16 protein-coding genes are annotated in these 25,537 nt (G+C 57.2%); 8 read left to right on the top strand and 8 right to left on the bottom strand.

Features of this window, described 5'->3' with window-relative positions; all coding sequences use genetic code 11:
* Positions 1 to 32 precede the first annotated feature (32 nt).
* From AC1RKG_RS12580 to AC1RKG_RS12555, 6 genes are all read right to left on the bottom strand, one after another.
* Complete coding sequence (locus AC1RKG_RS12580) at positions 33 to 608, bottom strand: Ail/Lom family outer membrane beta-barrel protein (protein ID WP_020828635.1); 576 nt, start codon at positions 606 to 608, stop codon at positions 33 to 35.
* A gap of 240 nt (positions 609 to 848) precedes the next feature.
* Complete coding sequence (locus AC1RKG_RS12575) at positions 849 to 1,382, bottom strand: hypothetical protein (RefSeq protein ID WP_046372628.1); 534 nt, start codon at positions 1,380 to 1,382, stop codon at positions 849 to 851.
* A complete protein-coding gene (locus AC1RKG_RS12570) occupies positions 1,379 to 1,627 on the bottom strand; it encodes a hypothetical protein (RefSeq protein WP_493183167.1) in 249 nt (82 codons plus the stop codon). Before AC1RKG_RS12570 ends, AC1RKG_RS12575 begins: the two co-directional genes overlap by 4 nt.
* The gene (locus AC1RKG_RS12565) at positions 1,617 to 11,237 is read right to left on the bottom strand and encodes a hemagglutinin repeat-containing protein (protein ID WP_493183165.1); all 9,621 of its coding nucleotides are present in this window, start codon (positions 11,235 to 11,237) and stop codon (positions 1,617 to 1,619) included. The genes AC1RKG_RS12570 and AC1RKG_RS12565 overlap by 11 nt, the downstream gene beginning before the upstream one ends.
* Before the next feature lie 10 nt (positions 11,238 to 11,247).
* Positions 11,248 to 11,778 carry a toxin-activating lysine-acyltransferase gene (locus AC1RKG_RS12560; RefSeq protein ID WP_020828639.1) on the bottom strand — a complete coding sequence of 177 codons (531 nt, stop codon included), beginning with the start codon at positions 11,776 to 11,778 and terminating at the stop codon, positions 11,248 to 11,250.
* 10 nt (positions 11,779 to 11,788) lie between these two features.
* Positions 11,789 to 13,504, bottom strand: coding sequence for a ShlB/FhaC/HecB family hemolysin secretion/activation protein (locus AC1RKG_RS12555; RefSeq protein ID WP_046372625.1), 1,716 nt, complete (start codon positions 13,502 to 13,504; stop codon positions 11,789 to 11,791).
* Positions 13,505 to 14,084: 580 nt separating this feature from the next.
* Here AC1RKG_RS12555 and cscK point away from each other — a divergent pair.
* The 6 genes from cscK (at position 14,085) to AC1RKG_RS12525 (ending at position 21,419) form a co-directional block, all read left to right on the top strand.
* Positions 14,085 to 15,014, top strand: a complete 930-nt coding sequence (cscK, locus tag AC1RKG_RS12550; protein ID WP_046372624.1) for a fructokinase — start codon at positions 14,085 to 14,087, stop codon at positions 15,012 to 15,014.
* A 230-nt stretch (positions 15,015 to 15,244) separates the two neighbouring features.
* Complete coding sequence (locus tag AC1RKG_RS12545) at positions 15,245 to 16,654, top strand: carbohydrate porin (protein WP_020828642.1); 1,410 nt, start codon at positions 15,245 to 15,247, stop codon at positions 16,652 to 16,654.
* Between the two features lie 65 nt (positions 16,655 to 16,719).
* Complete coding sequence (locus AC1RKG_RS12540; protein WP_020828643.1) at positions 16,720 to 18,090, top strand: sucrose-specific PTS transporter subunit IIBC; 1,371 nt, start codon at positions 16,720 to 16,722, stop codon at positions 18,088 to 18,090.
* Entirely contained in the window at positions 18,090 to 19,499 is a 1,410-nt protein-coding gene (locus tag AC1RKG_RS12535; protein ID WP_493183228.1) for a sucrose-6-phosphate hydrolase, read from the top strand. Before AC1RKG_RS12540 ends, AC1RKG_RS12535 begins: the two co-directional genes overlap by 1 nt.
* Before the next feature lie 21 nt (positions 19,500 to 19,520).
* Positions 19,521 to 20,564: a LacI family DNA-binding transcriptional regulator gene (locus tag AC1RKG_RS12530; protein WP_046372623.1), complete on the top strand. Its 1,044-nt coding sequence runs from the start codon at positions 19,521 to 19,523 to the stop codon at positions 20,562 to 20,564.
* A 36-nt stretch (positions 20,565 to 20,600) separates the two neighbouring features.
* Positions 20,601 to 21,419 (top strand): shikimate 5-dehydrogenase, encoded by an 819-nt coding sequence (locus tag AC1RKG_RS12525; protein WP_493183163.1) that lies wholly within the window; start codon positions 20,601 to 20,603, stop codon positions 21,417 to 21,419.
* 230 nt (positions 21,420 to 21,649) lie between these two features.
* Here AC1RKG_RS12525 and exbD read toward each other — a convergent pair whose 3' ends face one another.
* Both exbD and exbB read right to left on the bottom strand, forming a co-directional pair.
* Positions 21,650 to 22,072, bottom strand: coding sequence for a TonB system transport protein ExbD (exbD, locus tag AC1RKG_RS12520; protein WP_020828649.1), 423 nt, complete (start codon positions 22,070 to 22,072; stop codon positions 21,650 to 21,652).
* Positions 22,073 to 22,075: 3 nt separating this feature from the next.
* Entirely contained in the window at positions 22,076 to 23,050 is a 975-nt protein-coding gene (exbB, locus tag AC1RKG_RS12515) for a tol-pal system-associated acyl-CoA thioesterase (RefSeq protein WP_493183162.1), read from the bottom strand.
* 458 nt (positions 23,051 to 23,508) lie between these two features.
* On the opposite strand from exbB, the gene metC reads away from it, so the two are divergent.
* Complete coding sequence (gene metC / locus AC1RKG_RS12510) at positions 23,509 to 24,705, top strand: cystathionine beta-lyase (RefSeq protein ID WP_493183161.1); 1,197 nt, start codon at positions 23,509 to 23,511, stop codon at positions 24,703 to 24,705.
* Positions 24,706 to 24,859: 154 nt separating this feature from the next.
* Complete coding sequence (locus AC1RKG_RS12505) at positions 24,860 to 25,522, top strand: DedA family protein (protein WP_046372619.1); 663 nt, start codon at positions 24,860 to 24,862, stop codon at positions 25,520 to 25,522.
* Positions 25,523 to 25,537: the final 15 nt, after the last annotated feature.

Here is a 25,537-nt window from a genome sequence, read left to right as displayed (position 1 = left end):
CTTGATATCGGGAGGCCGGAAGCATGCAACTATCAGAAACGATAGCCAATGCCGATATTGAAACCGTTGATAGAGCGATTTTTACCACCGGCATCCAGTTTGGAGCCTTCATAACCGATATCTACCGCCAAATTTTCCATTGGGTTAACCTGGAAACCAACGCCGTACATAAAGGAGGTTTTCTTCTGGTTACCGCTCTCTTCACCCATATATTCGTAAGTGTTGTATGCGTAATTGCTCCAGGATGACTTGTAATCCACCTTGTTATAATTCAAACCCAGCAGCCCGTAAACGCTGACAAATTGATTAAAACGGTATGCCGGACCAACGGACAGTGAGTAATATTTAACTTCGGCATGATTATTAACTTTGTCGCGATAGACATTGTAAGACTCGTCCTTGTCACCGCTCATATAGGTAAATGAGCTGATAACGCTGATTGGCGAATCCCACTCGTAACGGTACTTAACGTTCACGCCATTGATATTCTTGAAGTCCTGTACCTTGCTCTGCGCATAACCGGCAGTGATGGTACTTTGCCCAGCATGGGCAGCCATGCCGAAGCCCAGAGTGGAAAGAACCAAAGTGGAGATGATTAACTTTTTCATGCAATCTTCCTTAATCGTAAGTGGAACAACATTGGTAAAAAAATAACTATCCATGTCGTATTGGCGGCATAAATCATTAATTTTTCATTATCAAGAAAAATTGGTTGATAAAATTAGATTATAGCAAACCCTGTTTTATTATTAATTAGTTGAACGTGCAATTTGCTAACCACCTTTTAGAAAGAACAATCACGCTATCTTTAGTCGCTGGGAACTGTCTATTCGCTTTCAAACTACTCCCTACTCTACTTTATGGCAATAAAGGGGGGATTCACCCGGAACCCTGACCACATAAGACGGGAAATCGGTGATTTCTGTCGTCTGATAGGGCTGGACTTCTTGCGTTGCTGGAAGCCGATCCCGAAATCCTTTGGCTACAATCGCCTCACTCGAAGGGCTGACCGGCATTGAGACTTTCAGGCTTTCCGGATCGATATAAACCCGCTGACCATTCTCTTCCATAATCACTTTCTGCCGATAGCTCAGAGTAATTGTTGCCGTTGATGAGCCATGAGGAATGAACATCACGCGGACATCGGCGTGGCTTAGATTTTCCGCTCTACTTATGATATGCCCACGAATTTTTGTGGTCATAGGCAATAGATTTTTACCATTCCCGGCAAGTTCGGCCTCGCAGTTAACAATACTGCCAGGCGGATAGGCGGCATCGAGTGTCCGCATTTCTTCGCGTGTGACAGCACCAGCACTCAGGGGGCTAAGCACTGCAATACCGATGTTCATCGGTAGCAAAACAGTCTTGCAAAGTCGTTTCATTTTTTCTTTTTAATCTCTTCTATCTTAGCAAACACCCAAACCCCAATGCCTAATGGGACGCCAGCACCTGCTCCAGCTTTGCAAGCAAAAATAAACGTATCTAACCGATACTCAAAAACTCCATTACGAACGAAGAAAATTATTGGCGCGATAAAACTAGCTAAAATAGCTATTCCTATTATCAATAATGCACACGAAAAAAATAAATATAATAACATTGAAAAACCTACACGTTTATTTTTCATTTTTTTTATCCTCAGCTTTCATCCCAGCTTCAATTCCTGCCCCTACAACTGTCCCAGCCACACCGCCACCCACAACCCCAGATGCTTCAGCAGTAATGGGTGATATACCTTTAGATATAATTTTTTCGGTTATTTTTTCACCACCCTTATAACCGATGAACGTACCAAATAAAGCACCTGTTACAGCCCCTGTGGCATCTTCGCCTTTAACTTTACTTCCTAAATATGCACCACTTGTATTTACGGCCTCTGAGAGTACCAATCCTTTGCCCTGCGTTAATGCGCCGGTACCAATAGCTATTAAAGTATCTGTGTAACTATATGTCTCATTTGGCTTCATAGTAAGCAGCTGCTTACCCGCATCAGAAATACCACCAAAGGTCCCTCCACCAATAACGGCCGCCGTGCCAGCCGTAGGTGCGATAACAGCTCCCCCGACACCACTCATCAGTAGCGCCCAAGCCTTAACAAACTCGGTTGCAGGCTGTGGTGCACCAGTTCCCAAACCACGCGCCAAATCAGACTGTGCCGCAGTTATTTGCTCCGGAGTCGCGCCATGTTCTTTCATATACTTACCCAACGTAAACGCAGCTTGACCAGAACTCACCATCCCAGCAGGGAAACCGAACTGGTCATTATTCTCAGAAGTATTCTTACCGGATTGTCCACCAACGACCGCACCCGCCGTATCGCCACTTGCCAGGCCGCCGGCCAAACCACCTGCGAGCGTAGCCAACGCGGAAACAGTCTGGCGCTGTTCTTCGCTCATTTTGCTGAAGTCACTGGTGCCGAACATCGCCTCGGCAATCGCTTTAGTGCCTAATGCAGCTGTCGCAGCGCCCGCAGCTCCGGCTGCGGCCGATTGGCCTTGTAGTTCAGCCAGTGCGCCAGCCACCACGGCATGTGCGATAATTCGGCTTTCCTCATTCGGTGCCAGACGATGTATCTGTTCCGCCAGATACGGCGCAGCCCCACCGGCAATCGCGGCTTGTAGATCGCCACCAGCCAACCCTTGCACTGCGGCAACCGCCGCCTGCATACCCTGTTGAACCTTACCACCCGTACCATAGCCCGACTCGCTGAACGCCTGGTTATACGCCGTCTGGTAAATCTGTTCGTTGATATCCTTATCGGTGATGACCTTGCCAGGTTTTTCTTTCGCCAGCTTAGCCGCAGCGGCCTGGCGATCGGCATCGGTAACGTTATTCATTTTCTCGTTGGCGGCTTTGGTTGCGGCGATCGCCCCCTCGGTCCGCGCAATATCCATCGCCTGATTGCCGATCTCGCCGATCAGCTGCGCCTGCTGTAGCCGTTTTTGCTCTTTCTCTTTGTCGAAGATCGGGCTTAACGTCTGGTTGGCGTGCTCCACGTCGCGGCTCAGGTCGTTGACGTCCTGCGTTTGTTTGTCCTGATCGCGGATGATGATGGTGCCGTCGCTCACCGCAGCAAAGGTGGTTGAGCTGTCGTGTCCGCTGTTGTTGGCCCCCACCAGCAGGCCGTTGGCCATGTTGCCGGCGAACTGGCTGCCAATGCTGCCGCCGGAGCTGATGCCTACGCTCTGGTGCTCCACGTCGAAATCGGCCTGATTGTGAATATCCTTAAAGCCCAGCGTGCCGGTATCGAGCTTGTTTTTGTCGGCGGTGGCGGTGCTGCCGATCACCGCGCCGTTAAGCTGGGTATGTTCGCCCACCGTCAGGTCAAAGCCGCCCTTGCCGGCGAAAATGCCCGTCTGCTCCTGCACGCTGTCGTAATTGCTGTGCATCTTGTCTTTGCTCAGGCTGATGCTGCCCGAACCGGTCATCGAACCGAAGGTGAAGCTGCCGCCAGCGCTGGCATTCTGCTGTTTGGAATCGTAACGATCGCTGTCCTGCTGGCTTTCCAGCAGCAGATTGCGGCCAACGTCGGCCTTGACCGATTCGCCGGTGACCTGTGCGCCGATCAGGTTGGTATCGCGCCCGCTGGTAATGTTGACCTGATTACCGGCGTTAACCGTGGTTTCGGTGTGGCTGGTGCCGTTGCCCTTCTCGTTACCCTTGCCCTTGTTGACGCTGGCGGAAACGCTCAGCCCAATACCGCCGGAGCCAACACCGATACCCACGCCCAGCGTGCCGCCCTGGCTCTCGTTTTTACCGTCCAGATACTGGGTGTTTTTGGCGGAAAGCAGGTTCACGTCGCGGTTGGCATTCAGGGTGACGTCCTTGCCCGCCTGCAACTGGCTGCCCTGCACCAGGATGTCGCCGTCCTGGCCCTTCACGCCGTTGCCGCTGGCGGTAATGCTCAGGTTATTGCCCGCCGTCAGGCTGCTGCCCTGCGCGGTGCTCTGCCCGCTGTTTTGAGTAGAGGTGGAAGACTGGGTACCGTAGGAAATGCTGATCCCCACCATGTTGTTATTGGCCGGATCGGCGCCCTGCGCCTGCGCCAAACGCGCCGCCTGCACCGCCTGTACGCCGCTCAGCGCCGCCTTGGTACCCTGCAATGCCGCCAGGCGACTGTCGTCGGTGGATTTCGCCTGCTGCGAGGTCTCTACCGCAGTGTTCAGCGCACTGCCGACCGTGCCGGACAGTGCCAGTGTCAGACCGGATTTCTTCTGTTCAACCTTGTGAGTCTGGCTGTTCTGATCCTGCGCCTGCGTCACCGACACATTCTTGCCGCTCAGCGCCATGTCCTTGCCGGCCACCAGCTCGGACCCGGTCACCGCCAGGTTATTACCGGCCCCCAGGGTGACGTTGCCGTTTACGCTGCCGACGGTGCTGCCCTGATTGGTCAGCCCCTGCGCGGTATCCGTGGTTTTCAGGCTTTCGGTGCCGTAGCTGATGCCGATACCCCCGCTGCTCATCAGGCCGGATTTTTTCTCCTGCTTGAGGTGCAGTTCGCTGTTGCTTTCGGTCGCGCCGGTGATGCTCAGATCGTTCCCTGCCAGCAGTTTCACGTCCTGAGTCCCGGCCACGCTGCTGCCCTGAACGCGTAAATCATTGCCCGCCAACACATTAATACTGTCGCCGCTCAGGGTAGTGCCCTGTACGGTCTGGCGATCCAGAGTGTCGCGGGTGGTGGTCGTGGTTTTCGACATCAGGCCGTTACCGCCGGTCACCTTGTGTCGCTCGTCCAGATCGAGGGTGTTCTCGCCGCTGAGAATATTGATGTCATGGCCGGCATTGAGGTTCAGCGCATCGCCGGCCGAAACCGTTGCCGCATGGGCAGTGATATCGTTCCCGGCATTGAGGGTCACGGCCCCTTTGCCCACCACTTCGCTGCCGACCTGCTGGCTGTTGCCCTGTTTCAGGCTGTTGTCGCCATTCCAGATCAGGTTGTCGCGGCTGGCCGTGGTCACCGTATTCAGGGTGAGATCGCGCCCGGCACTCAGCAGGGTTTGGCCATTCTCACCGCTGTTAACCACCTGCGCCGCATCCAACTTGATGTCGCGACCGGCCTGCAGCATCAGCTTGCCGTCGGCTCCCTGCACGTACATGCCTGCCACGCTGTCGATGTTGGTGCGTTCGAAGCTGTTGGCGCCGTTAACGCTCTGCGCCGTACGGGTAGTGCTGATGGCGTTGATATCACGCCCGGCGCTGGCCAGCAGCGAGTTGTTGCCCTGGATCACCCCGCCGATATTGTTAATGTCGGTACGGGCAGTCAGGCCAACGTCGGCCCCCTGAATCTGGCCCGCCACGTTGGTGATGTTGGCGGCGCTCAGTTTCACCACTTCACGCCCGGCGATATGGCCGCTGTTGAACAGGCCTTCGCCCAGATTGAGATTGACGTTACGCCCGGCAATCAGCGCACCGGAGCCGTCCAGATCGCCCGGTTGCATGCGGGCATACACCTGCGGTACCAGGACGTTTTGCTGGCTGCCGTCCGGCAAGGTGACTTTGGCGTTCACTAGCCAAACGATATCTTGGGTCAACAACCCCATCTGCTCAGCCGTCAGCGCCACGCCCACCTTCAGGTTATATTGCTGGCTGAAGGCCAGCCCCTGATCCATCAGCGCCTTAAACTGCTCTTCGTCGTTGTTGAAACCGTCCAGATAGCGCTGGCCGGTCAGGTTGATCACCTGTTCGCGGATCAGCCGCTGCTCGTAGTAACCGTCACCCAGGCGCTTCAACACGTTATCCGGATTATTGGTCACTTTACCCATCATGTAATCCGAGCCCAACCAGGATTTCTGGTTGGTGAAGCGCGGATCGGTCTCCACCAGATACTGGCCGCCCGGCGCCGGATTGGTCTTGAACAGGCTGTTGTCCGGCAAACGGGTGTCTGGCCCGACAATGCGCACCACGCTGTCCGCCGCGTCGCCCTGCTGGTTATTGACCTTGTTGGCGACTTCGAACTGCTGGCCCGGCTGCAACGCTACGGCCTGGATCACCGGCAGAGCGCCGCTGCCAATGGTCTGCAGGCCGGCGGAAATATCACTGCCGCTGACCACCGCATTGACCCCACCGGCAGCGCCGATAGTGGCATTGGTGCCCTGCTGCGTCAGTGGGGCAATGGCGATTGGGTTACCTGCCACCTGCCCGTGGTCAATCAGCTGGCTCGGCTTCAGCGAAATGGTCTGAATGGTGGTCGGTGGCGTATAGGCCGTGGCATTGTGCCCCTGCTTATCTTTGCCCTTCTTCTTGATGCGGTAGTAACTGGTCACTTCGCCGACGTCGGTGGTCAGGCGCTGGCCCGGCACCGCCACGTTATCCACGCTGCCGGCATTAATCGCCAGCGTGCCGCCCGCGATCACCTGGCTCTTGTCATTCAGCAGTTGCCCGGCGTTGATCGCCATATCGCCACCCGCGATGATTTTGGCCGGATCGCTTTCCTTAACCTGGGTTTCCTGCACCGTGCGGTTGTAGTCGTATTGCGTAAATCTGTCGTTGTTATGCCCAGTTTTCCCTGGGGTATTCAGGTTCAACAGCGAGTCTGATGAATTGCGGTCAACGAAAACGCCCGGTTCTCCGGCCATCCAGCGTACCGGGTCACCCGATTGCTGATACTCGGTGATTTTTCCGTTGGAAACGGTGACCAGTTCGGTAGTAAAGCGGTCGTTGACGTTGTTGATCTGTCCGGCCGAAATAGCCATGTTGCCCGCAGATTCAAGGGTCGAACTGTGATTGTTGAGGGTGCCGGCCTGGCCAGTGGCCAGGTGGTTGGCGTCAAGCTGGCCGCCAATCGCCATGTCCCCGCCGCTGTAGATCAACCCATGATCGTAGTTATTCAGCGTTTGGGTGCCGATATCCACCCGTTCGCGCCCGGCCAGCGTGGCAGCGGTGCCGTTTTCCGCCAGATTGTTAAAGGTGACGGTTTGCACGCCAATAGCATCGCCATAAATACGGCCGGTGCCAATGTTGGTCAGCGTATTGGCCTGGATCAACGTATGTTTGCCGTCAATCAGACCATAGTTGGTCAAGGTACCGTTGACCGTCAGCCAGTCCTGCCCGGCGTTTATCTCGCCGCTGGCGGCATTGAACAGATTATTGGCGCGCAGATCGAGCTTGGCACCTGCCAGCAGTTTGCCGCTGTTGGTCACATCGCCCGGCGTGGTGAAATTGAAATTGCCGTTGGCAATCATCTCACCGCTGTTATTGATGCCCTGTGCGCTGACCAGGTTTATATCGCCCAGCGACAGCAATTGCCCGTCGCCGCCGACCGCTGCTGCGTTGATGTCCAGCAGCTTGCCCGCTTTAACGATACCGCCGGTGTTCAGCAGGTTAAGCGCCGCGCCCTGCAACTGCAGGTTTTCGCTGGCGGCCAGTTGGCCTGCGCTGTTATCCAACTGACCGCCGTTGGTGATAGTCAGCTGTTGGTTAGCCAGAATGCTGCCGCCACGGTTGCTCAACGAGCCGGTGTTCAACGCCACGGCTTGGCCTTCCAGCCCTTTATTTTCCGCCTTGGTGTCGTCGTTGATGAACTGCAGGGCATTGAGCGTCACGGTGGCGCCGCTGCGGATCAGCCCCAGGGCGTTGTCGATAACCCCCTGAGCGCTGTCCAGCAACAGGTTGCCGACCGCCTGAATTTGTCCATTGCGGTTATCCAGACCGGCGCTGGCGAGTTGAACCGCCTGTTCGCCAACAATCCGCCCGCCGTTACTGTTGTCCAATTTCAGCGCCGCCAGGGCAAAGTCACCTTTGGCCCCCAGCGTTCCGCCCTGATTATTGACGTCGCCACTGCTGAGCTGCAGTTTACCCAGGCTGTGCAGGGTACCGTTCTGGTTATCCAGCCGCTGGCCGTGGGTATCGACATGCATATCCGCGCCCGACTGCACCAATCCACCCTGGTTATTCAAGCCGCCTGCGCCGGTGGTATTCAACACCAATGCCTGCTGTGCCACCAGTTTGCCGCCACCGTTCAGCAGCGCTTCGGCATCGAGCTGCAAGCCCTTGCCGGCAATCACCACGCCCTGGCCGTTATCGAATACGCCGGTAGTGAGGTTCATCGCACCCTGGCTGGTGATGCCGCCCTTGTCGCCGCTGTTGGCGTTGGTCAGCCGCTCAACGGTCAGATCTAACCCCTCACCACTCTGGATCAGGCCACCGTCGTTGTTATTGAGGCTATTGCCGTGCAGCTCCAGCGCCGTCTGTGCCGCCAACTGGCCGCCCTGATTCTCCAGCAGGCCGAAGTTAATCTTCGCCACATCGGCGCTGACCAGCGTGCCCTGATTGTTCACCAAATGCGCGCTGTCCAGCTGCAGTTTTTTGCCTGCGCCAATCACCCCAAGATTGCTGTTATCCAGCAATTCTTTGGCATCCAGCGTCATATCCTGACCGGACTTGATCGCCCCGCCCTGGTTATTGATCACCCTGGCGGTGGCCGACAGCTGCTTCTCTGAAGCCAGCGTGCCGCGGCGATTATCCAGTTGCTCGCCATGCAGCTGCAGGTCACCCGCACTGGCGATAAAACCGGCCTGGTTATCCACGGCACCGCTGGCGATCGTCAGTTTGCCCAGGCTGCTGATACCGCCATTCTTGCCGCTGTCGCGATTGCTCAACGCCTGACCGTGGGTATCGATGCGCGCATCGCCGCCCGCCTGCAACAGTCCACCGTCGTTGGTCAGTGCCAGGCTGTCGATATTCAGCTTCTGCTTGCCGACCAGAGTGCCCTGGCTGTTATCAAGCTGGGCGGTGAACAGATCGGTCGTCCCGGCACCCACCAGCATCCCTTGGCTGTTGTCCAGCGCGCCGCTGTGGATCGTCAACGTCCCCTGGCTGAGGATGCCGCCGGTTTCACCGCTCAGGCGGTTGCTCAACGCCGCGCCCTGGGTGTCAATATTCATATTGCCGGCGGATTGCAGCAGGCCAGCGTCATTGTTCAACACACCGCTGCTCAGGCCCAGATCTCCGCTGGCGGCGATAACGCCCTGTTGGTTGTTCAGCGCCCCTTTGCCCAGCGCCAGCGAAAGCGCGCCGCCCACGACCTGCCCGGCCTGATTCTCCAGCCCGGTACCGGTCAGTTGCAGAGCCTGTTTGGCCTCAATACGGCCGCCGCGGTTATCCAGCGCCTGTCGCGCCGTGACCTCAGCATTGCCCGTCGCGGCGGAAACCAGCCCCTTGCGGTTATCCAGCTTGTCCGCCCGCAGCTGAGTATGGCCGCTGGCCGCCAGTTGCCCCTGTCGGTTATCGATAGCGCCGCTGACCTGCGCCTTCAGGCTGCCGTCCTGCGCAGCAATCACTTTGCCGCTCTGGTTGTTCAACCGCGCGGCGTTAAGCGCGACGTTGCCGTTAGCCGCCAGTTGGCCGCCCTGGTTATCAATCCCCTCGCGGGTAGTGAGGCGCATCTCACCCTTGCCGCTCTGCACCAGTTGGCCGTTGCGGTTAGACAGACTGCCGGCATCCAACGCGATCTGCTGTGCCGAAGTGGTGCCGCCGTCCAATACGTAGTCGCCGCCCTGCATGCTGAGCTGGCCGTTGGACAGCAGCTTGCCACCATCGCCCTGCAAGCGACCGGTATTCACCGCCAGCGCACCTTTACCGGCATGGACGATTTGCCCGCCCTGGTTGTCGATCAGACCCGCTTCCAACGTCAAGTCATTGCCGTTGCTGGCAATACGGCCACCGGCGTTATCCAGTTTGCCCTGTGGGTTCAACCGGAGGTTGTCTTCGCCAAGCTGGGTGATCTCCCCCTTGCGGTTGGATAAGTCATGCGCATTAAGCGCCAGTTTATTCGCCGCCAGCTTGCCACCGTCATTATTGAACCGCTTGCCGCTGCTGGCGGTGAGCTGTTGCGCGGCTTCAACCTGCGCATTGGCCGTGGACAAATCGCCGGCCCCGGCTTCCAATGTGACCTGGGTAGCCGCGGTACGGCTGCCGCTGATGTCCACGCCCTGCCCATTGGCACGCAGGTTGCCTGCCGCCAGATTTTGGCCCTGCGCAGTCAGTTTTCCGCTGGTGGTTAGCGCCAGTTCGCCGCTGCCGCCAAGCCGACCATCCTGTTGCACACCGGCCGCCAGCGTACTGCCTTTGCCACTGTTCAGGCTGGCTGCCTGGATACGCACATTATTGCGGGCCGCAATAGAACCGCTGTTTTGTACCTCACCGTCGCTGCTGACATCGGCATGGCCCGCCGCGAACAGCGAACCGCTGTTGCTGACGCCGCCCTTCGAGGCCAGTTGCGTATCAGCGCCGCTGCTAATTTTACCGCTGTTTTCAATACGGCCATCGGCAGTGACTATCACGCTGCCGGCCTGCGCACCGATGTTACCGGCGTTACGTACTCCAACGCCGGTTTCGGTGCCGATCATGCGGATCTTACCGGCATACATACCGCCCAGCTTAGCCACGTCCACCGCAAGTTGTGGACGGGTGGCCGGCTCGTCGCTTTGTTTGTCGATCTGTTGATGCGCGGCATCCACCTTGTTGCGCCCGGTGGTGACTTTGAGATCGTTCGCCCACAGTCCGGCATTGATCTTCGTCGAACGTGCAATGATCTCGGTGTAATCCTGGCGAGAACTGTCCATACCGGCACCTTCAACCACCACTTCACCGCGTTCGACGTTAAAGCCGGTCAGGTTACCGTTGTTCATCTGCGCCTGCCCGGTGGTCAGGGTGGCGCGGTTGGCGTTGATAAAGCCGCAACCGTTACAGGTAATGCCTGACGGGTTGGCGATCACCACCTGAGCACGCTGCCCGGCAACCTCGATATAACCGTTCAAACGGCTGGGATCGCGTGAGTTGACCTCGTTGAGGATCACCTTGGCTTCGCCTTTCGCTAGCCACGGGTTACCGTCGACCCAGCCGCCCTGCTGGGTTTGAGTCATTTTGTGGGAGTTGTTGAGGATCGCACCCTGTTTGTCGACGTCAAACTGGCTGTAGGTATTGCGAGAAACCCCACCGGCGCTTGGCGTCTGGATATTGACCTGTGGCGTACCGTTGGCGCTATTGACGATGGTCGGCTGCTGGCCGCCCGGCGCATTGCCGTCAGCAATAATCGCCGCCTGCACCGGTTGGATAGCCCCCAGCGCCATCAGCAGGCTAAAGCTGACGGCGTTCATCTTGCCTATGCACTGGCTCAGGGTATGCCCCAAACCAGACGAACGGGCTGACCCGGCACGGCCGGAGCGGGCGATATCCGCCACCACCATCAGCATGCCACGCGCTTTGTTGAAAACGATACGATACAGGTTCTTGTTCATGGCAATGTCCTTATTGGATTTCTGACGGCTCGACGGCTAACGGGTGGCTCGCCCACCATTGCTGCGCCTGTTGATGGCTAACCTGCGCGCCTTTAAAGTTCACCACGCGCTTTCCGCGCTGCTCTCCGCGGTGATACAGCGCCCGCATGCACAGGTGCGGGAAGATTTCCCGGGCGATCAGATTGCGCATTTCTCGCGTGTGCCCAAAGGGCGCTATCCAGTCGCAGAACCACAGACGATCGCCACTGTTCCAATCACTTTCCAGCATATTCACCGCAGGCTGCGTCAAATACCGCGCCTCGGCCTCTTGATTCATCCAGGCCCAACTGAGGAAAAACACCGGCTGATTCTGGTGCGACGCCAGCACATATTGCTGTCGCTTGATGATCGGCAGCAGCAGGGTCGGCAGGGTGTGCAGCGGGGCGTCGCGGTGCATCGGTGAATGCATCCACAGCCATACCGCCGCGCCAAAGGCTTCTGCCTCACTGTCTTCGCCACCGAGGATCAACGGCGCCCTGATATCGTATTCGCCTATGCGCATGGTCGTGCCCTCAGTAGTTCCAGCTCAGGTTAAAGCCCAGGGTGACCGGGCTGGTGCTGAACCCCTCGGGTTTGGAGAACGGCACGCCGGCGAACAGATCGTAACCGACCTTGAAGGCGTAGCCGCGCAGCCCCACCACGCCACCGGCCAGGTGCTGCCCAACCAGATAGTCGGAACCGTAACCGCCCACTTCGCCGTAGTCGGCGCCGAGGTACAACTCTTGCCCCTGCAACGGTGTGCGCCAGGCCAGATCGTTACGGACGAACCAGCCGTGATTGGCGTTCAGGGTGCGTTCGCCATCAAAGCCGCGCACCGTCCAACGGTTGCCGATAGCGAACTGATCCTGCGGCGTCAGCGGCGTATCGCTGATCTGACGCTGGTATTGCACGTTGTAGCGGAAATTCTGGCTGAACAGGCTGAATGGCACGTCGAGCTGGGCGTTAAGCTGCACAATTTTGCTGAGCGCCGTGGCCTCGCCAAAGGTCTCTTCCGGCGCAGGCAATGCGCCGAACCAACGGGTACCGCGCTGATAACTGACACCCGCGTCCAGCGTAGCTTGTTGAATGTAGTGGCGGTGCTGCAGCCCCAGGCGCCAGCCCGAGGTGCGTCGGCGCTGCACTTCCACTTCGGTATCGTTGATGTAGTTACTGGACTCGCGCGCCAGCACGTCATAGGTCAGCGTAGTTTTCTGGCTGCCGTTGCGGTGCAGCACCCGGCTGAGTTGGAAATCCAGATTCTTGCTTTTGCCGCTGTAGCGGTAATCCTGATTCTGACCGGCAATGGTCTGGTGGTAGTCATAGCTGTTGGCGGTAACCCCGGCCATCCAGTAACCGAACGGTACCGAATAGTGCCCGGTGATGTTCTTCGATCCCTTGCCGCCCTGGTTTTGCAGATCGGTAGAGCCGGAGATATAGAACAGATCGCTGAGCGAAAACGGGTTATCCAGCGACAGCGTTAAACCACCCTGATAGCGCCCGGTACTCTTGGTGCCGGAATCATCCAGCGAGGCGCCGATACGCCACATGCGTTCCTGCTTCCAGCTCAGAGCGATGTCGCTTTCGCCGGGCTGTTCGCCGGGGATGATTTCCATATTGGCCTGCACCGTCGGCAGGCGCTGCAGGTTCTCCAGACCCTGTTCGATATCGCGCAGGTCCAGCAGGTTGCCCGCATGGGCCGGGAAGCTGCTGTAAGGCTGAATGTAATGGCCGCTGTCAGGCGTCAGTTTCACCTGCCGCACGTAACCCGGCACCACCACCAGCCGCAGCTTGCCGCTTTTCAGATCCTGCGTCGGCGCCAGCACGCGCGTAGTGATGTAGCCGTGATCCACCAGCCGGTTTTGCAGGGTACTCATCAACAGGTTAATGCCCTGCCCGCCCAGGCAGCGCCCCTGCGCCTGATTAGCGATGCGCTGTAACGGCAGCCAATGAGGGAGTTTGTCCTGGCCGCTCAATTCGACCTGATCGATAGGGAAGCAGGGTTTTTCCTGCGGGAAAGCAATACGTCCAAAACTGGATGAAGGTGGCGACAAGCGCACATCCGGCGTCGGAGGGGTCAGCTGTTGCTCCAGCGCCTTTTGCCGCTGCTGCTGTATGATCAGCTGTTCGCTGTTTGATGTTGCCGCCAGCAACGGTTGGCTGAATATAAATAGCGGCAAGACAACGGAGCCAAATGGAATACAGCCCTTGCGCACAGCAAGGCCGAGCGAAGAGTAAGCGGAGTGGCGCATTACTTTTTCCCTGTCGAAAGACAAATAAAAGATAAGAATTGTAAATAAACGCAAACATTATGCGCACGAATAGCTCACGATCAACTTAATTTTGCTCGGTAATGGGCGCTGGGTAACAAAATGCTTAATAAGAAGGATCTGCAATGCTAATGCCGGCGCTGTTAAGCCAAGCCAAAAATAACAACTAACAAATTGTTTTTAATCACTATATTTATAAATCCATTTTAATCGACATTCATATTCATGAATAATTGCATCTAAACAATGCAATTATTCATCACCGAGTCATTAACGCTAAACAGGTTACAACCTTTAAGAAATTTCCTATTTCAAATACGATTAACCACTTTATTAGCTCCCACCAGAAATCAAATTCGCCATTAATTGCCATGCTGTTTTTTAATTATATTTGTCAATGCGTTACTTATTCACAATCGATATAACTTATTCCGCCATCAAGTCATAGCCACCTCGCAGTCTGCTGCCTTTCGCCTGGTGCGACAGATTCTTTCGTTGCAATGCTAAACCGGTTCTTCTATTTTAGCTCGCCATCTGACACGGGTGAAAACAGAGGTTGAACATGGTTAATCGCGTATGGGTTCTGGGTGATGCAGTCGTCGACCTGGTGCCTGAAAACTCAAACAGTTACCTTAAGTGTCCCGGTGGTGCGCCTGCCAATGTGGCGGTTGGCATTGCCCGCCTGGGCGGCGACAGCGCCTTTATCGGCCGGGTTGGCCAAGACAGTTTCGGCACCTTCTTGCAACAGGTACTGAGCGAAGAACAGGTGGATATTGGCCATATGTTCCAGGACCCCGGTCACCACACCTCCACCGTGGTGGTGGACCTTGATTTGTCGGGCGAGCGCTCCTTCACTTTCATGGTCAATCCCAGTGCCGACCTGTTCCTGCAGCCTGAAGATCTGCCTGAATTCAACGCCGATGAATGGCTGCACGTCTGCTCTATTGCCTTGTCGCAGGAGCCCAGCCGCAGCACCACGTTTGCCGCCATGGAGAACATCAAGGCGGCCGGCGGCTGGGTCAGCTTTGACCCGAACATTCGTGAAGAGGTCTGGCGTCAACCGGATGCGCTGCGCACCTGTTTGCAAAAGGCCCTGCTGCTGGCAGACGTGGTGAAAATCTCGCTGGAAGAGCTGAGTTTTATCAGCAATATCGGTGAGTTGGAGAGTGCCATTGACTGGATGATGCAACGCTACCCGCTGCGTTTATTGCTGGTGACGCTGGGCGGCAACGGCGTATGCGTACACGACGGCAAGCAGATCCGGCATTTCCGTGCCCCCACAATCACCCCTGTCGATACTACCGGTGCAGGCGACGCTTTTGTTGCCGGCCTGCTGGCGGCGCTGGCGCAGATCGGCGCTTTGCCGCAGGAGGAACAATGGCCGGCGGTGATCGCTCAGGCTCAGGCCTGCGGCGCATTGGCGACTACCGCCAAAGGTGCGATGACCGCGCTGCCGCATGCCGACGAGCTCCGGGCCTTCCTTCGCCGCTGAGCCGCCCACAGTAAAACTGGCCCCGACAAGACCCGAGATTAAGCAAACAATATCGGGGCCACATTCGCCCCTGCCAGTTCAGGCACAATTTGCGGAGTCGATCACAATAGCTGAATCGGGTTAGCAAACTTGATTGCCAGCCGCACAGCAACTCACTATCTTTCATCCTGAAAAACCGGTTTAGCAATTTAGCAAAAAATAATAACAACCTTCCCGGATGATAGAAAATCATGAAAAAACTTAGCTATCTGGCCATCACTACAGGGCTTCTCATCTCTACCTCTGCCGCAGCGGCAGGCGCCAACGACAGCATCGAAGCGCGCCTCAATGCGTTGGAACAGCGGCTGCAGCAGGCCGAACAACGGGCGAGCCAGGCAGAAACGCGCGCCACGGCGGCGGAGCGCAAGGCTCAGCAGTTGGAGCAGCGTACCGCCAACACCGAGCGGCAAACCGTACAAGTGGCGCAGCGTACCGCGACGCTGGAAACCCACGCCGCACCGGCCAGCAACCTGAAGCTCACCGGCTTAACCGATCTCAAGCTGTACGGCGACGTCGAATTCAACCTGGACGGCGCCAGCCGCAGCGGCCAGTTGACGTCGTTGAAAGGCAGCGACAACAAGGACTGGAAGCCCGGTAACAAAGAAAAGTGGGATATCAACGGTCGCATACTGGTCGGCGTGGACGGTTATCGCCGCAACCCGGATGGCAACTTTTCTGGTTTCAGCGTGCAACCGCTGGCAGACATGACCGGCAAAATGAACCTCGACGATGCCGCCTTCTTCTTCGGTAATGAAAAGAACTGGCAAACCAAGATTGGTCGCTTTGAAGCCTACGACATGTTCCCGCTCAATCAGGACACCTTCATCCAGTATTCCGGCAATACCGCCAACGATTTGTATGCTGATGGCTTCGGTTATATCTACATGATGAAAGAAGGCCGCGGTCGTAGCAGCAGCGGCGGTAACCTGATGCTGAGCAAGTACGCCGGCGACTTCTACTTCGAACTGAATACGCTGGTCGAAGACGGTACTTCGCTGTTTCAGGACGACGCCTATCACGGCAACAGCCTGGATAACAAAAAGAATGTCGCCTACCTGCGGCCGGTGATCGCCTGGAAAAAAGATCGGCTCAGCGCGGCGGTGGCGATGGAAAGCAACGTGGTCAACAACGCCTATGGCTACCATGACAGTCAGGGACAATTCGTCGACCAATCCAAGCGCAACGGCTATGGCATGACCCTCAGTTGGAACAACACCGCCACTCATCCGGACAACGGCGTGGTCGCCAACCTGAGCACTGCCTATCTTGACGCCTCCGGCGAGCAGGACTTTACCGCCGGGGTCAACGTGCTGTGGCGCCGCTTTGAAGTGGGTTATATCTATGCTCACAACAACATCAAAGAGTTCAACACTGCCGGAATGACGGCCGATATCAGCAACCCGCTCAGCGAGCCGGGCAAGTATGACATCCACACAATCCATACTTCGTATCAGATACCTAACATCATGAATATGAAGAATTTCAATTTGTACCTCGGCGCCTACGTTTCGATGCTGGAGGCCAATGCCGAGAACAAGATAGCCAACGCCAATAACGATCAGCGCTATGGCGTACGTGCCAGATTCAAGTACTTCTTCTGACGCGGATGAACTGATTTCCGCCGCGAAAAACCGCGGCGGCATTTTTATTTATGAAGGGAGTGAACATGGACATAACCGCAACCGCCAACGCGCTATTGCCGCTGCTCGGCGGTAAAGAAAATATCGCCAGTGCCGCCCACTGCGCCACGCGCCTGCGTCTGGTGCTGGTGGATGACAGCAAGGTAGACAAAGTGGCGATCGGCAAGCTGGACGGGGTGAAAGGCTGCTTTAGCAACGCCGGGCAGATCCAGGTGATTTTCGGTACCGGGCTGGTCAACAAGGTGCACGCGGAATTTATCAAAGCGGCCGGCGTCAGCGAATCCAGTAAATCGGAAGCCGCCGATATAGCCGCTAAAAAACTTAATCCGCTGCAACGCATCGCCCGCCTGCTGTCGAATATCTTCGTGCCGATCATTCCGGCCATCGTCGCCTCCGGCCTGCTGATGGGCCTGCTCGGCATGGTGAAAACCTACGGCTGGGCCGATGCCAACAGCGCCCTGTTCGTGATGCTGGACATGTTCAGTTCGGCGGCGTTCATCATTTTACCGATCCTGATCGGTTTCACCGCGGCGCGCGAGTTCGGCGGTAACCCCTATCTGGGTGCCACGCTCGGCGGCATTCTGACGCATCCGGCGCTGACCAACGCCTGGGGCGTGGCCGGTGGTTTCCATACCATGGATTTCTTCGGGCTGGAGATCGCCATGATCGGCTATCAGGGCACGGTATTCCCGGTGCTGCTGACGGTGTGGTTTATGAGCGTACTGGAAAAACAGCTGCGTAAGGTGATCCCCAACGCGCTGGATTTGATCCTGACGCCGTTCCTGACGGTGGTGATCTCCGGCTTCGTCGCCATGCTGTTTATCGGCCCCGCCGGGCGCGCGCTGGGTGACGGCATCTCCTTTGTCCTCAGCACGTTGATTACCCACGCCGGTTGGTTTGCCGGCTTGCTGTTCGGCGGTCTCTATTCCGCTATCGTGATCACCGGCATTCACCACAGCTTCCACGCCGTCGAAGCCGGACTGCTCGGTAACCCCAATATCGGCGTTAACTTCCTGCTGCCGATCTGGTCAATGGCCAACATCGCCCAGGGTGGCGCCTGTCTGGCGGTGTATTTCAAAACCCGTGACGCAAAAATCAAAGCCATTGCGGTACCTTCGGCCTTTTCCGCCATGCTTGGCATTACCGAAGCGGCGCTTTTCGGCATCAACCTGCGCTTTGTGAAACCGTTTTTGGCGGCTCTGGCGGGCGGTGCGCTCGGTGGAGCCTGGGTGGTGGCCAATCATGTCGGCATGAACGCCGTCGGGCTCACGGCGATTCCGGGAATGGCAATCGTGCAGGCCAGTTCGCTGGTGAGTTATATCATTGGTCTGGTGATCGCCTTTGGCAGCGCCTTTACCCTCTCGTTGTTGCTGAAATACAAAACGGACAGTGAATGATGGAAGAACTTAACCTGATGAAACAGGCCGTTCAGGCGATGATGAGCGGCATGCCCAAGGCGCTGCGCGATCCGCACCGACCGGCGTGGCACCTGGCCCCCAGCGTCGGGCTGCTCAACGATCCCAACGGCTTTATTCAGCATAACGGGGTTTACCACCTGTTCTATCAGTGGAACCCGCTGGGCTGCGATCACCGCAACAAATGCTGGGGTCACTGGCAGTCGACGGATCTGGTCCACTGGCAGCACCAGCCGGTGGCGCTGGTGCCGGGAGCCTGCTACGACAGCCATGGCTGTTATTCCGGCTCGGCGGTAGTGGCAGACGGCAAAATCATGCTGGCCTACACCGGCAACGTAAAATATCCCGACGGCTCGCGCACCGCCTATCAATGCCTGGCGCAGGAAAATGCTCACGGCGGTTATGACAAGCTCGGGCCTGTATTGCAGCTGCCGCCGGGTTATAGCGGCCACGTGCGCGATCCGAAGGTCTGGCGCCATCAGGACAACTGGTACATGGTGCTCGGCGCCCGTGACCTGCAGGATCGCGGTCAGGTTTTACTGCTGCGCTCCGCCGAGCTGCGCAACTGGCAGTTGCTGGGTGAAATCGCCGGCTCACAGCTGAACGGCATCGGTGACTTCGGCTATATGTGGGAATGCCCGGATCTGTTTACGCTGGACGGTGCCGAGGTGCTTATCTGCTGTCCGCAAGGCCTGGCGGCGGAGGCCGAACGCTATCTCAATGTTTACCAGGCGGGATATTTCACCGGCAGGCTGGACTATCGACAGGCCACTTTCGACCATCAGGATTTCCACGAACTGGATGCCGGGTTTGAATTCTACGCGCCGCAGACCACCCTGACCGAAGACGGTCGCCGGCTACTGGTTGGCTGGATGGGCGTGCCGGAGCAAGACGAGGATTGCCACCCGACCCTGCAGTATGGCTGGATCCATATTCTGACCTGCCCACGGGAGCTGTCGTTGCATAACGGCAGACTCCGCCAACGTCCGGCACGTGAACTGCAACAGCTGAGGGGCGAAAACCGCCAATGGCAGGGCACCGCCGACGACGCGCCCTGCTGGCCTGTCGACAGCGCGGAACTGCTGCTGGCGCCAAACGGCGCGTTCAACGCCGACTTTGGCGGGGCGATGGCCCTGAATTGGGATGGCACCGAGCTGCGGCTGACGCGCAACAACCTGCGCAGCGGGCAGCCGGAACACCGTTACTGGCGCGGTGAGCTGACTCAGCTGCAGATATTGTTCGACCGTTCGAGCGTGGAGATTTTTATCAATCACGGCGAAGCGACCATGAGTTCGCGCTATTTCCCCGGCCCACAACCCTTGCTGCACCTGAGCGGTAAAGCGCAGCTGGCGCTCGAGCACTGGTCGCTGACGCCATGCATGCTAGAATGACGCATCCTTCGATGAATTCAGATGCCGTCAGTGAAAAAAAATAAACGCATAACCATCAGTGATATTGCCGCACTGGCCGGCGTGTCGAAATCGACCGCCAGCCTGGTGCTTAATGGCCGCAGCAAGGAGTATCGGGTGTCCGACGATACCCGCGATCGCATCCTGGCGCTGGCCGGCGAGCACCATTACCAGCCCAGCTTCCATGCCCGTTCGCTGCGTTCCTCCCGCAGCCATACCCTGGGGCTGGTGGTGCCGGAAATGACCAACTACGGTTTTGCGGTGATTTCACGCGAGCTGGAAACCCTGTGCCGCGAGGCCGGTTTGCAGTTGCTGATCGCCTGTACCGACGAAAACCCGGCGCAGGAAATGATGGCGGTGAACAGCCTGGTGCAGCGTCAGGTCGACGGCCTGATTGTCGCCTCCAGCCAGCTCAACGATGCGGAATACCAAAAGATTAACGCCAGCCTGCCGGTAGTGCAGATGGACCGCTTGATTACCGGCTCCGAACTGCCGCTGGTGATCACCGACTCGCTGAGCTCGACCGCTACGCTGGTGGAAAACGTCGCGCGCCAGCATCCTGACGAGTTCTATTTCCTTGGCGGGCAACCGCGCATCTCGCCAACCCGCGATCGATTGGCCGGTTTTCAGCTCGGCCTTGAGCGCGCCGGCGTGGCGTGTAAACCGGAATGGATCATCAACGGCAATTATCACCCCAGCTCCGGCTACGAGATGTTCGCCCAGCTGTGCGCACAGTTGGGCCGTCCGCCAAAAGCGTTATTTACCGCCGCCTGTGGTCTGCTGGAAGGGGTGTTGCGCTACCTGAATCAGCACCAGTTGATGGAGAGCGACCTGCATTTGTGCAGTTTCGACGATCACTACCTGTTCGATGGCCTGACGCTGAAAATCGACACCGTGGCCCAAGACTGTCGTGCCCTGGCGCAACACAGCTTCGACATGGTCAGCGCGCTGATTGACGAGCGGCCCCTGGAACAGAACGCGCTTTACCTGCCGGGCAATATCCACTGGCGCCACGCCGGTTCGAAGGCGCTGCTCGGCCAGCCCTGACTTGAGGTTTTTCTTTTTCCGCTTAAGGAGCTCAGCATGAGCCGTGAGATTAACAAAGATACCCAGCTGTGCATGTCGCTGGCCGGTCGCCCAGGCAACTTCGGTACTCGCTTTCATAACTATCTGTATCAGGAACTGGGTCTGAACTTTATCTACAAGGCGTTCACTACCCAGGATATCCAGGCGGCAGTGGGCGGCGTACGGGCTTTGGGCATCCGTGGTTGCGCGGTTTCCATGCCGTTCAAAGAGAGCTGCATCCCTTTCCTCGATGAGCTGGACGCTTCCGCAACGGCGATTGAATCGGTCAATACCATCGTCAATGACGCCGGTTTTTTGCGGGCCTATAACACGGATTATATCGCCATCGCCAAATTGCTGGCCCAGTACCAAATCCCGACAGAAACCGCCTTTGCCCTGCGCGGCAGCGGCGGTATGGCAAAAGCGGTGACCGCGGCACTGCGTGACGCCGGTTTTAAAAATGGCTATATCATCGCCCGTAACCCGCAGGCCGGACAGGCTCTGGCCAGTGCATACGGCTATCAGTGGCAGGCACAAGTCGATGAGCTAAAAGTGGATATGGTGATCAACGTAACGCCAATCGGCATGGCCGGCGGTGCAGAAGCGGAGCAATTGGCTTTCGCGCCCGCGACTGTCGATGCGGCGAAAATCGTCTTCGACGTGGTGGCACTGCCTGCGGAAACCCCGCTGGTCCGTTACGGGCGTGAGCACGGCAAACAGGTGATTACCGGGGCAGAAGTGATTGCGTTGCAGGCGCTGGAACAGTTTGTCCTCTACACCGGCGTACGTCCTACCGATGAGCAAATCGCCCGTGCTGCAGCGCACGCTCGCGGCTGAATATTTTCGAACTCTGGACGTAAAAAAGGGCGCCTGAGCGCCCTTTCAAACTGCTGACAAACCTGTGAAAGGCTAAACCGGTAGGGGTCGAACATGTTCGACCCGATTTAACCCATTGATTATGCTATTGGGCGCAGCATGCAGCGCCCCTACCATTAAACAACAGAGCACTTTGTCAACGGCCTCAAAGGGGCCTGAGCGCCCTTCTAATCCTGGATGATGCCAGCCCGCTACTTGGCGGTGCCTTCCATCCCCACCAGCCCCACTTTCAGGTAGCCGGCTTTACGCAGCGTATCCATTACGCTCATCAGCGTTTCGTAGTCCACGCTCTTATCCGCCTGGAAGAAGATGGTGGTCTCTTTGTTCGCCTGCGTCCGTTGATCCAGCACCGACGTCAGTTGATCTGCACTGACCGCCTGCTCACCAACGTAGAGCTGTTTGTCCGCTTTCACCGACAGGAACACCGGTTTTTCCGGACGCGGCTGAGGTTTGGCGGAGGACGCCGGGAGATCGACACGGATATCTACCGTTGCCAGCGGCGCGGCCACCATAAAGATGATCAACAGCACCAGCATGACGTCGATAAACGGCGTCACGTTGATTTCATGCAGTTCGCCGCTGTCGTCCAGATCTTCATTTAAGCGCATCGCCATAACTCACCCCACCCGCAGTTGGTGGGAATGCTGTGAACGTTTGGCTTCCGCCGTGGCGGCCAGATCCAAATCACGGCCCAGCAACAGCAGAACCTGTGCCGCTACGTCGCCAACCTGAGCGCGGTGACCACTGATCACACGGGCAAAGATGTTATAAATCACCACCGCCGGAATAGCGGCGACCAGGCCCAGCGCGGTAGCCAGCAGCGCTTCTGCGATGCCGGGCGCAACCACGGCCAGGTTGGTGGTTTGTGAGTGCGCGATGCCGATAAAGCTGTTCATGATGCCCCAAACGGTACCGAACAGACCGACAAACGGCGAAATGGCACCGATGGTCGCCAGGAAGCCATTGCCGCGTCCCATGTTACGGCTGTAGCCCGCTACGCGACGCTCCAGACGGAAACCGGTACGTTCCTTGATGCCGTTGTTGTCGTTGGACGCCGCCGACAGCTCCAGTTCGTTTTGCGCATCGTTCAGCAACACGGAGCTGATGCTTTCGTCCGAGAAGCTCTGCGCCAGTTCGGACGCTTCGTCCAGCGAGCGTACGTTGGCCAACGCCAGCTGTTCGCGGCGCAGACGGCGCTTGGCGCGGAACAGTTCGCTGCCCTTGGAGAACAGGATGGTCCAGGTGACGATAGACGCCAGAACCAGGCCGATCATCACGATTTTCACCACGATGTCCGCATGCTGGTACATACCCCAGACGGACAGGTCCATACCGAGGGTTTCCGGCGGCTGGATGGTCGGTTGCGGATTGACCGGAGTGAGGGTTTCAGGCGCTGCCGCGGCAGGCGCGGTGGCTGCCGGAGCCACGCTTTCGGTAACGGCCGGATTAGTCGCCGGTGCCGCATGAGCACTGCCGGCCAGACCTGCCACCAATACCATTGAAGCTAACAGACCACGGCCGAACGCCTGGCCCCATTGCGCCCGGCCCTGACCGAACGATCCTTGATTTAAATTCTTGCCAGCCGTTTTCACGCTGTGCCTCCACCCGTTACCGATCAAAATTGAGGAATAATTCAGCGTGCGATCATATCAAACCAATCAGGGATTGATAGTAGTTCTCATTATTATTTACCAAATAATCGGGAAAATTACTCCTGCGGCGCACTTATGGCTCCCTGGCGAACCCATTCGCCGCCTGTTCGGGCCTATATGCACCCTTTATAGGGCTATTTCGTCACTTTTACCGCACAGGGATGCAACATAGACAGGGGATTTGTCGCATTTTACTGTTACATCCCGGTCTCACCGATAAACTCGCTTGGTTATCGCCGTCAGGCAGAAGGATGGCATGCGAGAGCACGATTGAGCAGAAGATTATAGCCGTTTCTACATTTGGATGTTAAAACGTCTGGATGGCTATAAAGCGTCATGCTAACGTAAGGGCTATTGCAAATGGCCCGTGAAGATCAAGCAAAGGTGAGCCCGCTCCTATGACGTCTAAAAACATCGAAACTACCCTGATTGGCGCCGGGCGCAGCAAGCGCTATACCCAGGGCTCCGTCAACCCCGTCACCCAACGCGCTTCTTCATTGGTATTTGACTCCGTGGCGGCCAAAAAAGAGGCTACCGCCAAACGTGCTCATGGCGAGCTGTTTTACGGCCGACGCGGCACCCTGACCCACTTCGCGTTGCAGGATGCGATGGTCGAGCTGGAGGGCGGCGTAGGCTGCGTGCTCTATCCTTGCGGCGCGGCGGCGGTCTCCAACGCCATTCTGTCCTTTGTCGGCGCAGGCGACCATCTGCTGATGACCGGCTCCGTCTATGAGCCGACGCAGGACTTTTGTACCCATATTCTGAGCCGCATGAATGTGGAAACCACCTATTTCGACCCGCTGATCGGCGCCGATATCGCCGGACTGATTCAACCCAATACCCGTGTGGTGTTCCTTGAATCACCCGGCTCGATCACTATGGAGATCCAGGATATCCCGGCGATGGTGCAGGCGATTCGCGCCGTGGCACCTGAAGTGGTGATCATGATCGATAACACCTGGGCGGCCGGCATCTTGTTCAAGGCGCTGGATTTTGATATCGACATTTCGATTCAGGCTGGCACCAAATATATTATCGGCCATTCCGATTACATGCTCGGCACCGCCGTGGCTAACGAGCGCTGTTGGGACCAACTGCGTGAATACTCTTATTTGATGGGCCAGATGGTAGACGCCGATACCGCTTATATGGCCAGCCGCGGTTTGCGCACCCTGGGCATACGCCTGAAGCAGCACCAGCAGAGCAGCATCGAAGTCGCCCATTGGCTGGCCCAGAGACCAGAGGTGGCGGTGGTCAATCACCCGGCGCTGCCTGGTTGCAAGGGCCACGAGTTTTACCTGCGCGATTTCAACGGCTGCAACGGCCTGTTTTCTTTCGTGCTGAAAAAGCGCCTGAGCGACGTGCAGTTAGCCGAGTTTCTGGATAACTTCAGCCACTTCAGCATGGCCTATTCCTGGGGCGGCTTTGAATCCTTGATCCTGGCTAACCAACCGGAAGAACTGGAAGCCATTCGCCCAGCGGGTGGCATAGACTTCTCCGGCACTCTGGTACGCCTGCATATCGGCCTGGAAAATGTGCAGGATCTGATCGCCGATCTCGCCGCCGGGTTCGACCGAATTGCCAATACGCGCTAACAGAACGCCTGCTTGCATCGGCAACTTTATTCGCCTTGTTTAATGTGTGCTTAAGCTATTAGCGTTACACTAGGCGGGTAACTGTCAGATACGGCCAACACTGTGCCCTGGATACCCTGAAGCCAGGCGCAACCGGTATGCAACAGGATAAATAATGGATGTATTACGAGAGATTGTTCATGCGCTTTGGCAGCAGGACTTCATTGCCCTTGCCGATCCCAGCGTAATTTGGGTGGTTTATGCGGTGCTTTTCACCACTCTATTTTTAGAAAACGGACTACTGCCAGCTTCCTTCTTACCCGGCGACAGCCTGCTGCTGTTATCCGGCGCGCTGATCGCCAAAGGCGTGATGGCCTTTGTGCCAACGCTGATCATTTTGACCGTCGCCGCCAGCCTGGGCTGCTGGCTGAGCTACCTGCAGGGCCGTTGGTTGGGCCATACCAATCTGGTCAAAGGCTGGTTGCTGCAACTGCCCGCTCAGTATCACCAACGTGCACACAACCTGTTTAACCGCCATGGCCTAACGGCGCTGGTCATCGGACGTTTTCTGGGTTTTGTTCGCACCCTGCTGCCCACCATGGCCGGGATTTCTGGCCTGAACAGCACCCGTTTTCAGTTCTTTAACTGGCTAAGCGCGGTGATTTGGGTAGGTGCAGTGGTCGGCCTCGGCTACGCTTTCAGCCAGATCCCTTTGGTTAAACGCTATGAGAGCCAGGTGATGACCGGGCTGATGATCCTGCCGTTGGTGCTGCTGCTGGTTGGCCTGGTGGGCGGCATGTTGGTTATCTGGCGTAAAAAACGCGCCGCCTCTTCCTGATACCCAGACGGGCGG

The sequence above is a fragment of the Serratia sp. GW822-FHT06D09 genome (assembly GCF_058799515.1).
Note: the sequence above shows the minus strand (reverse complement) of the source record. Positions and strands in the feature narration are given on the sequence as shown.

What these genes read in the sequence shown, in the direction of transcription:
- AC1RKG_RS12525 (WP_493183163.1), top strand. Translation starts at nt 20,601, where the DNA reads ATGAGCCGTGAGATTAACAAAGATACCCAGCTGTGCATGTCGCTGGCC.
- AC1RKG_RS12535 (WP_493183228.1), top strand. Translation starts at nt 18,090, where the DNA reads ATGGAAGAACTTAACCTGATGAAACAGGCCGTTCAGGCGATGATGAGC.
- AC1RKG_RS12555 (WP_046372625.1), bottom strand. Translation starts at nt 13,504, where the DNA reads ATGCGCCACTCCGCTTACTCTTCGCTCGGCCTTGCTGTGCGCAAGGGC.
- AC1RKG_RS12545 (WP_020828642.1), top strand. Translation starts at nt 15,245, where the DNA reads ATGAAAAAACTTAGCTATCTGGCCATCACTACAGGGCTTCTCATCTCT.
- AC1RKG_RS12580 (WP_020828635.1), bottom strand. Translation starts at nt 608, where the DNA reads ATGAAAAAGTTAATCATCTCCACTTTGGTTCTTTCCACTCTGGGCTTC.
- AC1RKG_RS12530 (WP_046372623.1), top strand. Translation starts at nt 19,521, where the DNA reads ATGCCGTCAGTGAAAAAAAATAAACGCATAACCATCAGTGATATTGCC.
- AC1RKG_RS12575 (WP_046372628.1), bottom strand. Translation starts at nt 1,382, where the DNA reads ATGAAACGACTTTGCAAGACTGTTTTGCTACCGATGAACATCGGTATT.
- cscK (WP_046372624.1), top strand. Translation starts at nt 14,085, where the DNA reads ATGGTTAATCGCGTATGGGTTCTGGGTGATGCAGTCGTCGACCTGGTG.
- AC1RKG_RS12540 (WP_020828643.1), top strand. Translation starts at nt 16,720, where the DNA reads ATGGACATAACCGCAACCGCCAACGCGCTATTGCCGCTGCTCGGCGGT.
- AC1RKG_RS12560 (WP_020828639.1), bottom strand. Translation starts at nt 11,778, where the DNA reads ATGCGCATAGGCGAATACGATATCAGGGCGCCGTTGATCCTCGGTGGC.
- AC1RKG_RS12570 (WP_493183167.1), bottom strand. Translation starts at nt 1,627, where the DNA reads ATGAAAAATAAACGTGTAGGTTTTTCAATGTTATTATATTTATTTTTT.
- metC (WP_493183161.1), top strand. Translation starts at nt 23,509, where the DNA reads ATGACGTCTAAAAACATCGAAACTACCCTGATTGGCGCCGGGCGCAGC.
- AC1RKG_RS12505 (WP_046372619.1), top strand. Translation starts at nt 24,860, where the DNA reads ATGGATGTATTACGAGAGATTGTTCATGCGCTTTGGCAGCAGGACTTC.
- exbD (WP_020828649.1), bottom strand. Translation starts at nt 22,072, where the DNA reads ATGGCGATGCGCTTAAATGAAGATCTGGACGACAGCGGCGAACTGCAT.
- AC1RKG_RS12565 (WP_493183165.1), bottom strand. Translation starts at nt 11,237, where the DNA reads ATGAACAAGAACCTGTATCGTATCGTTTTCAACAAAGCGCGTGGCATG.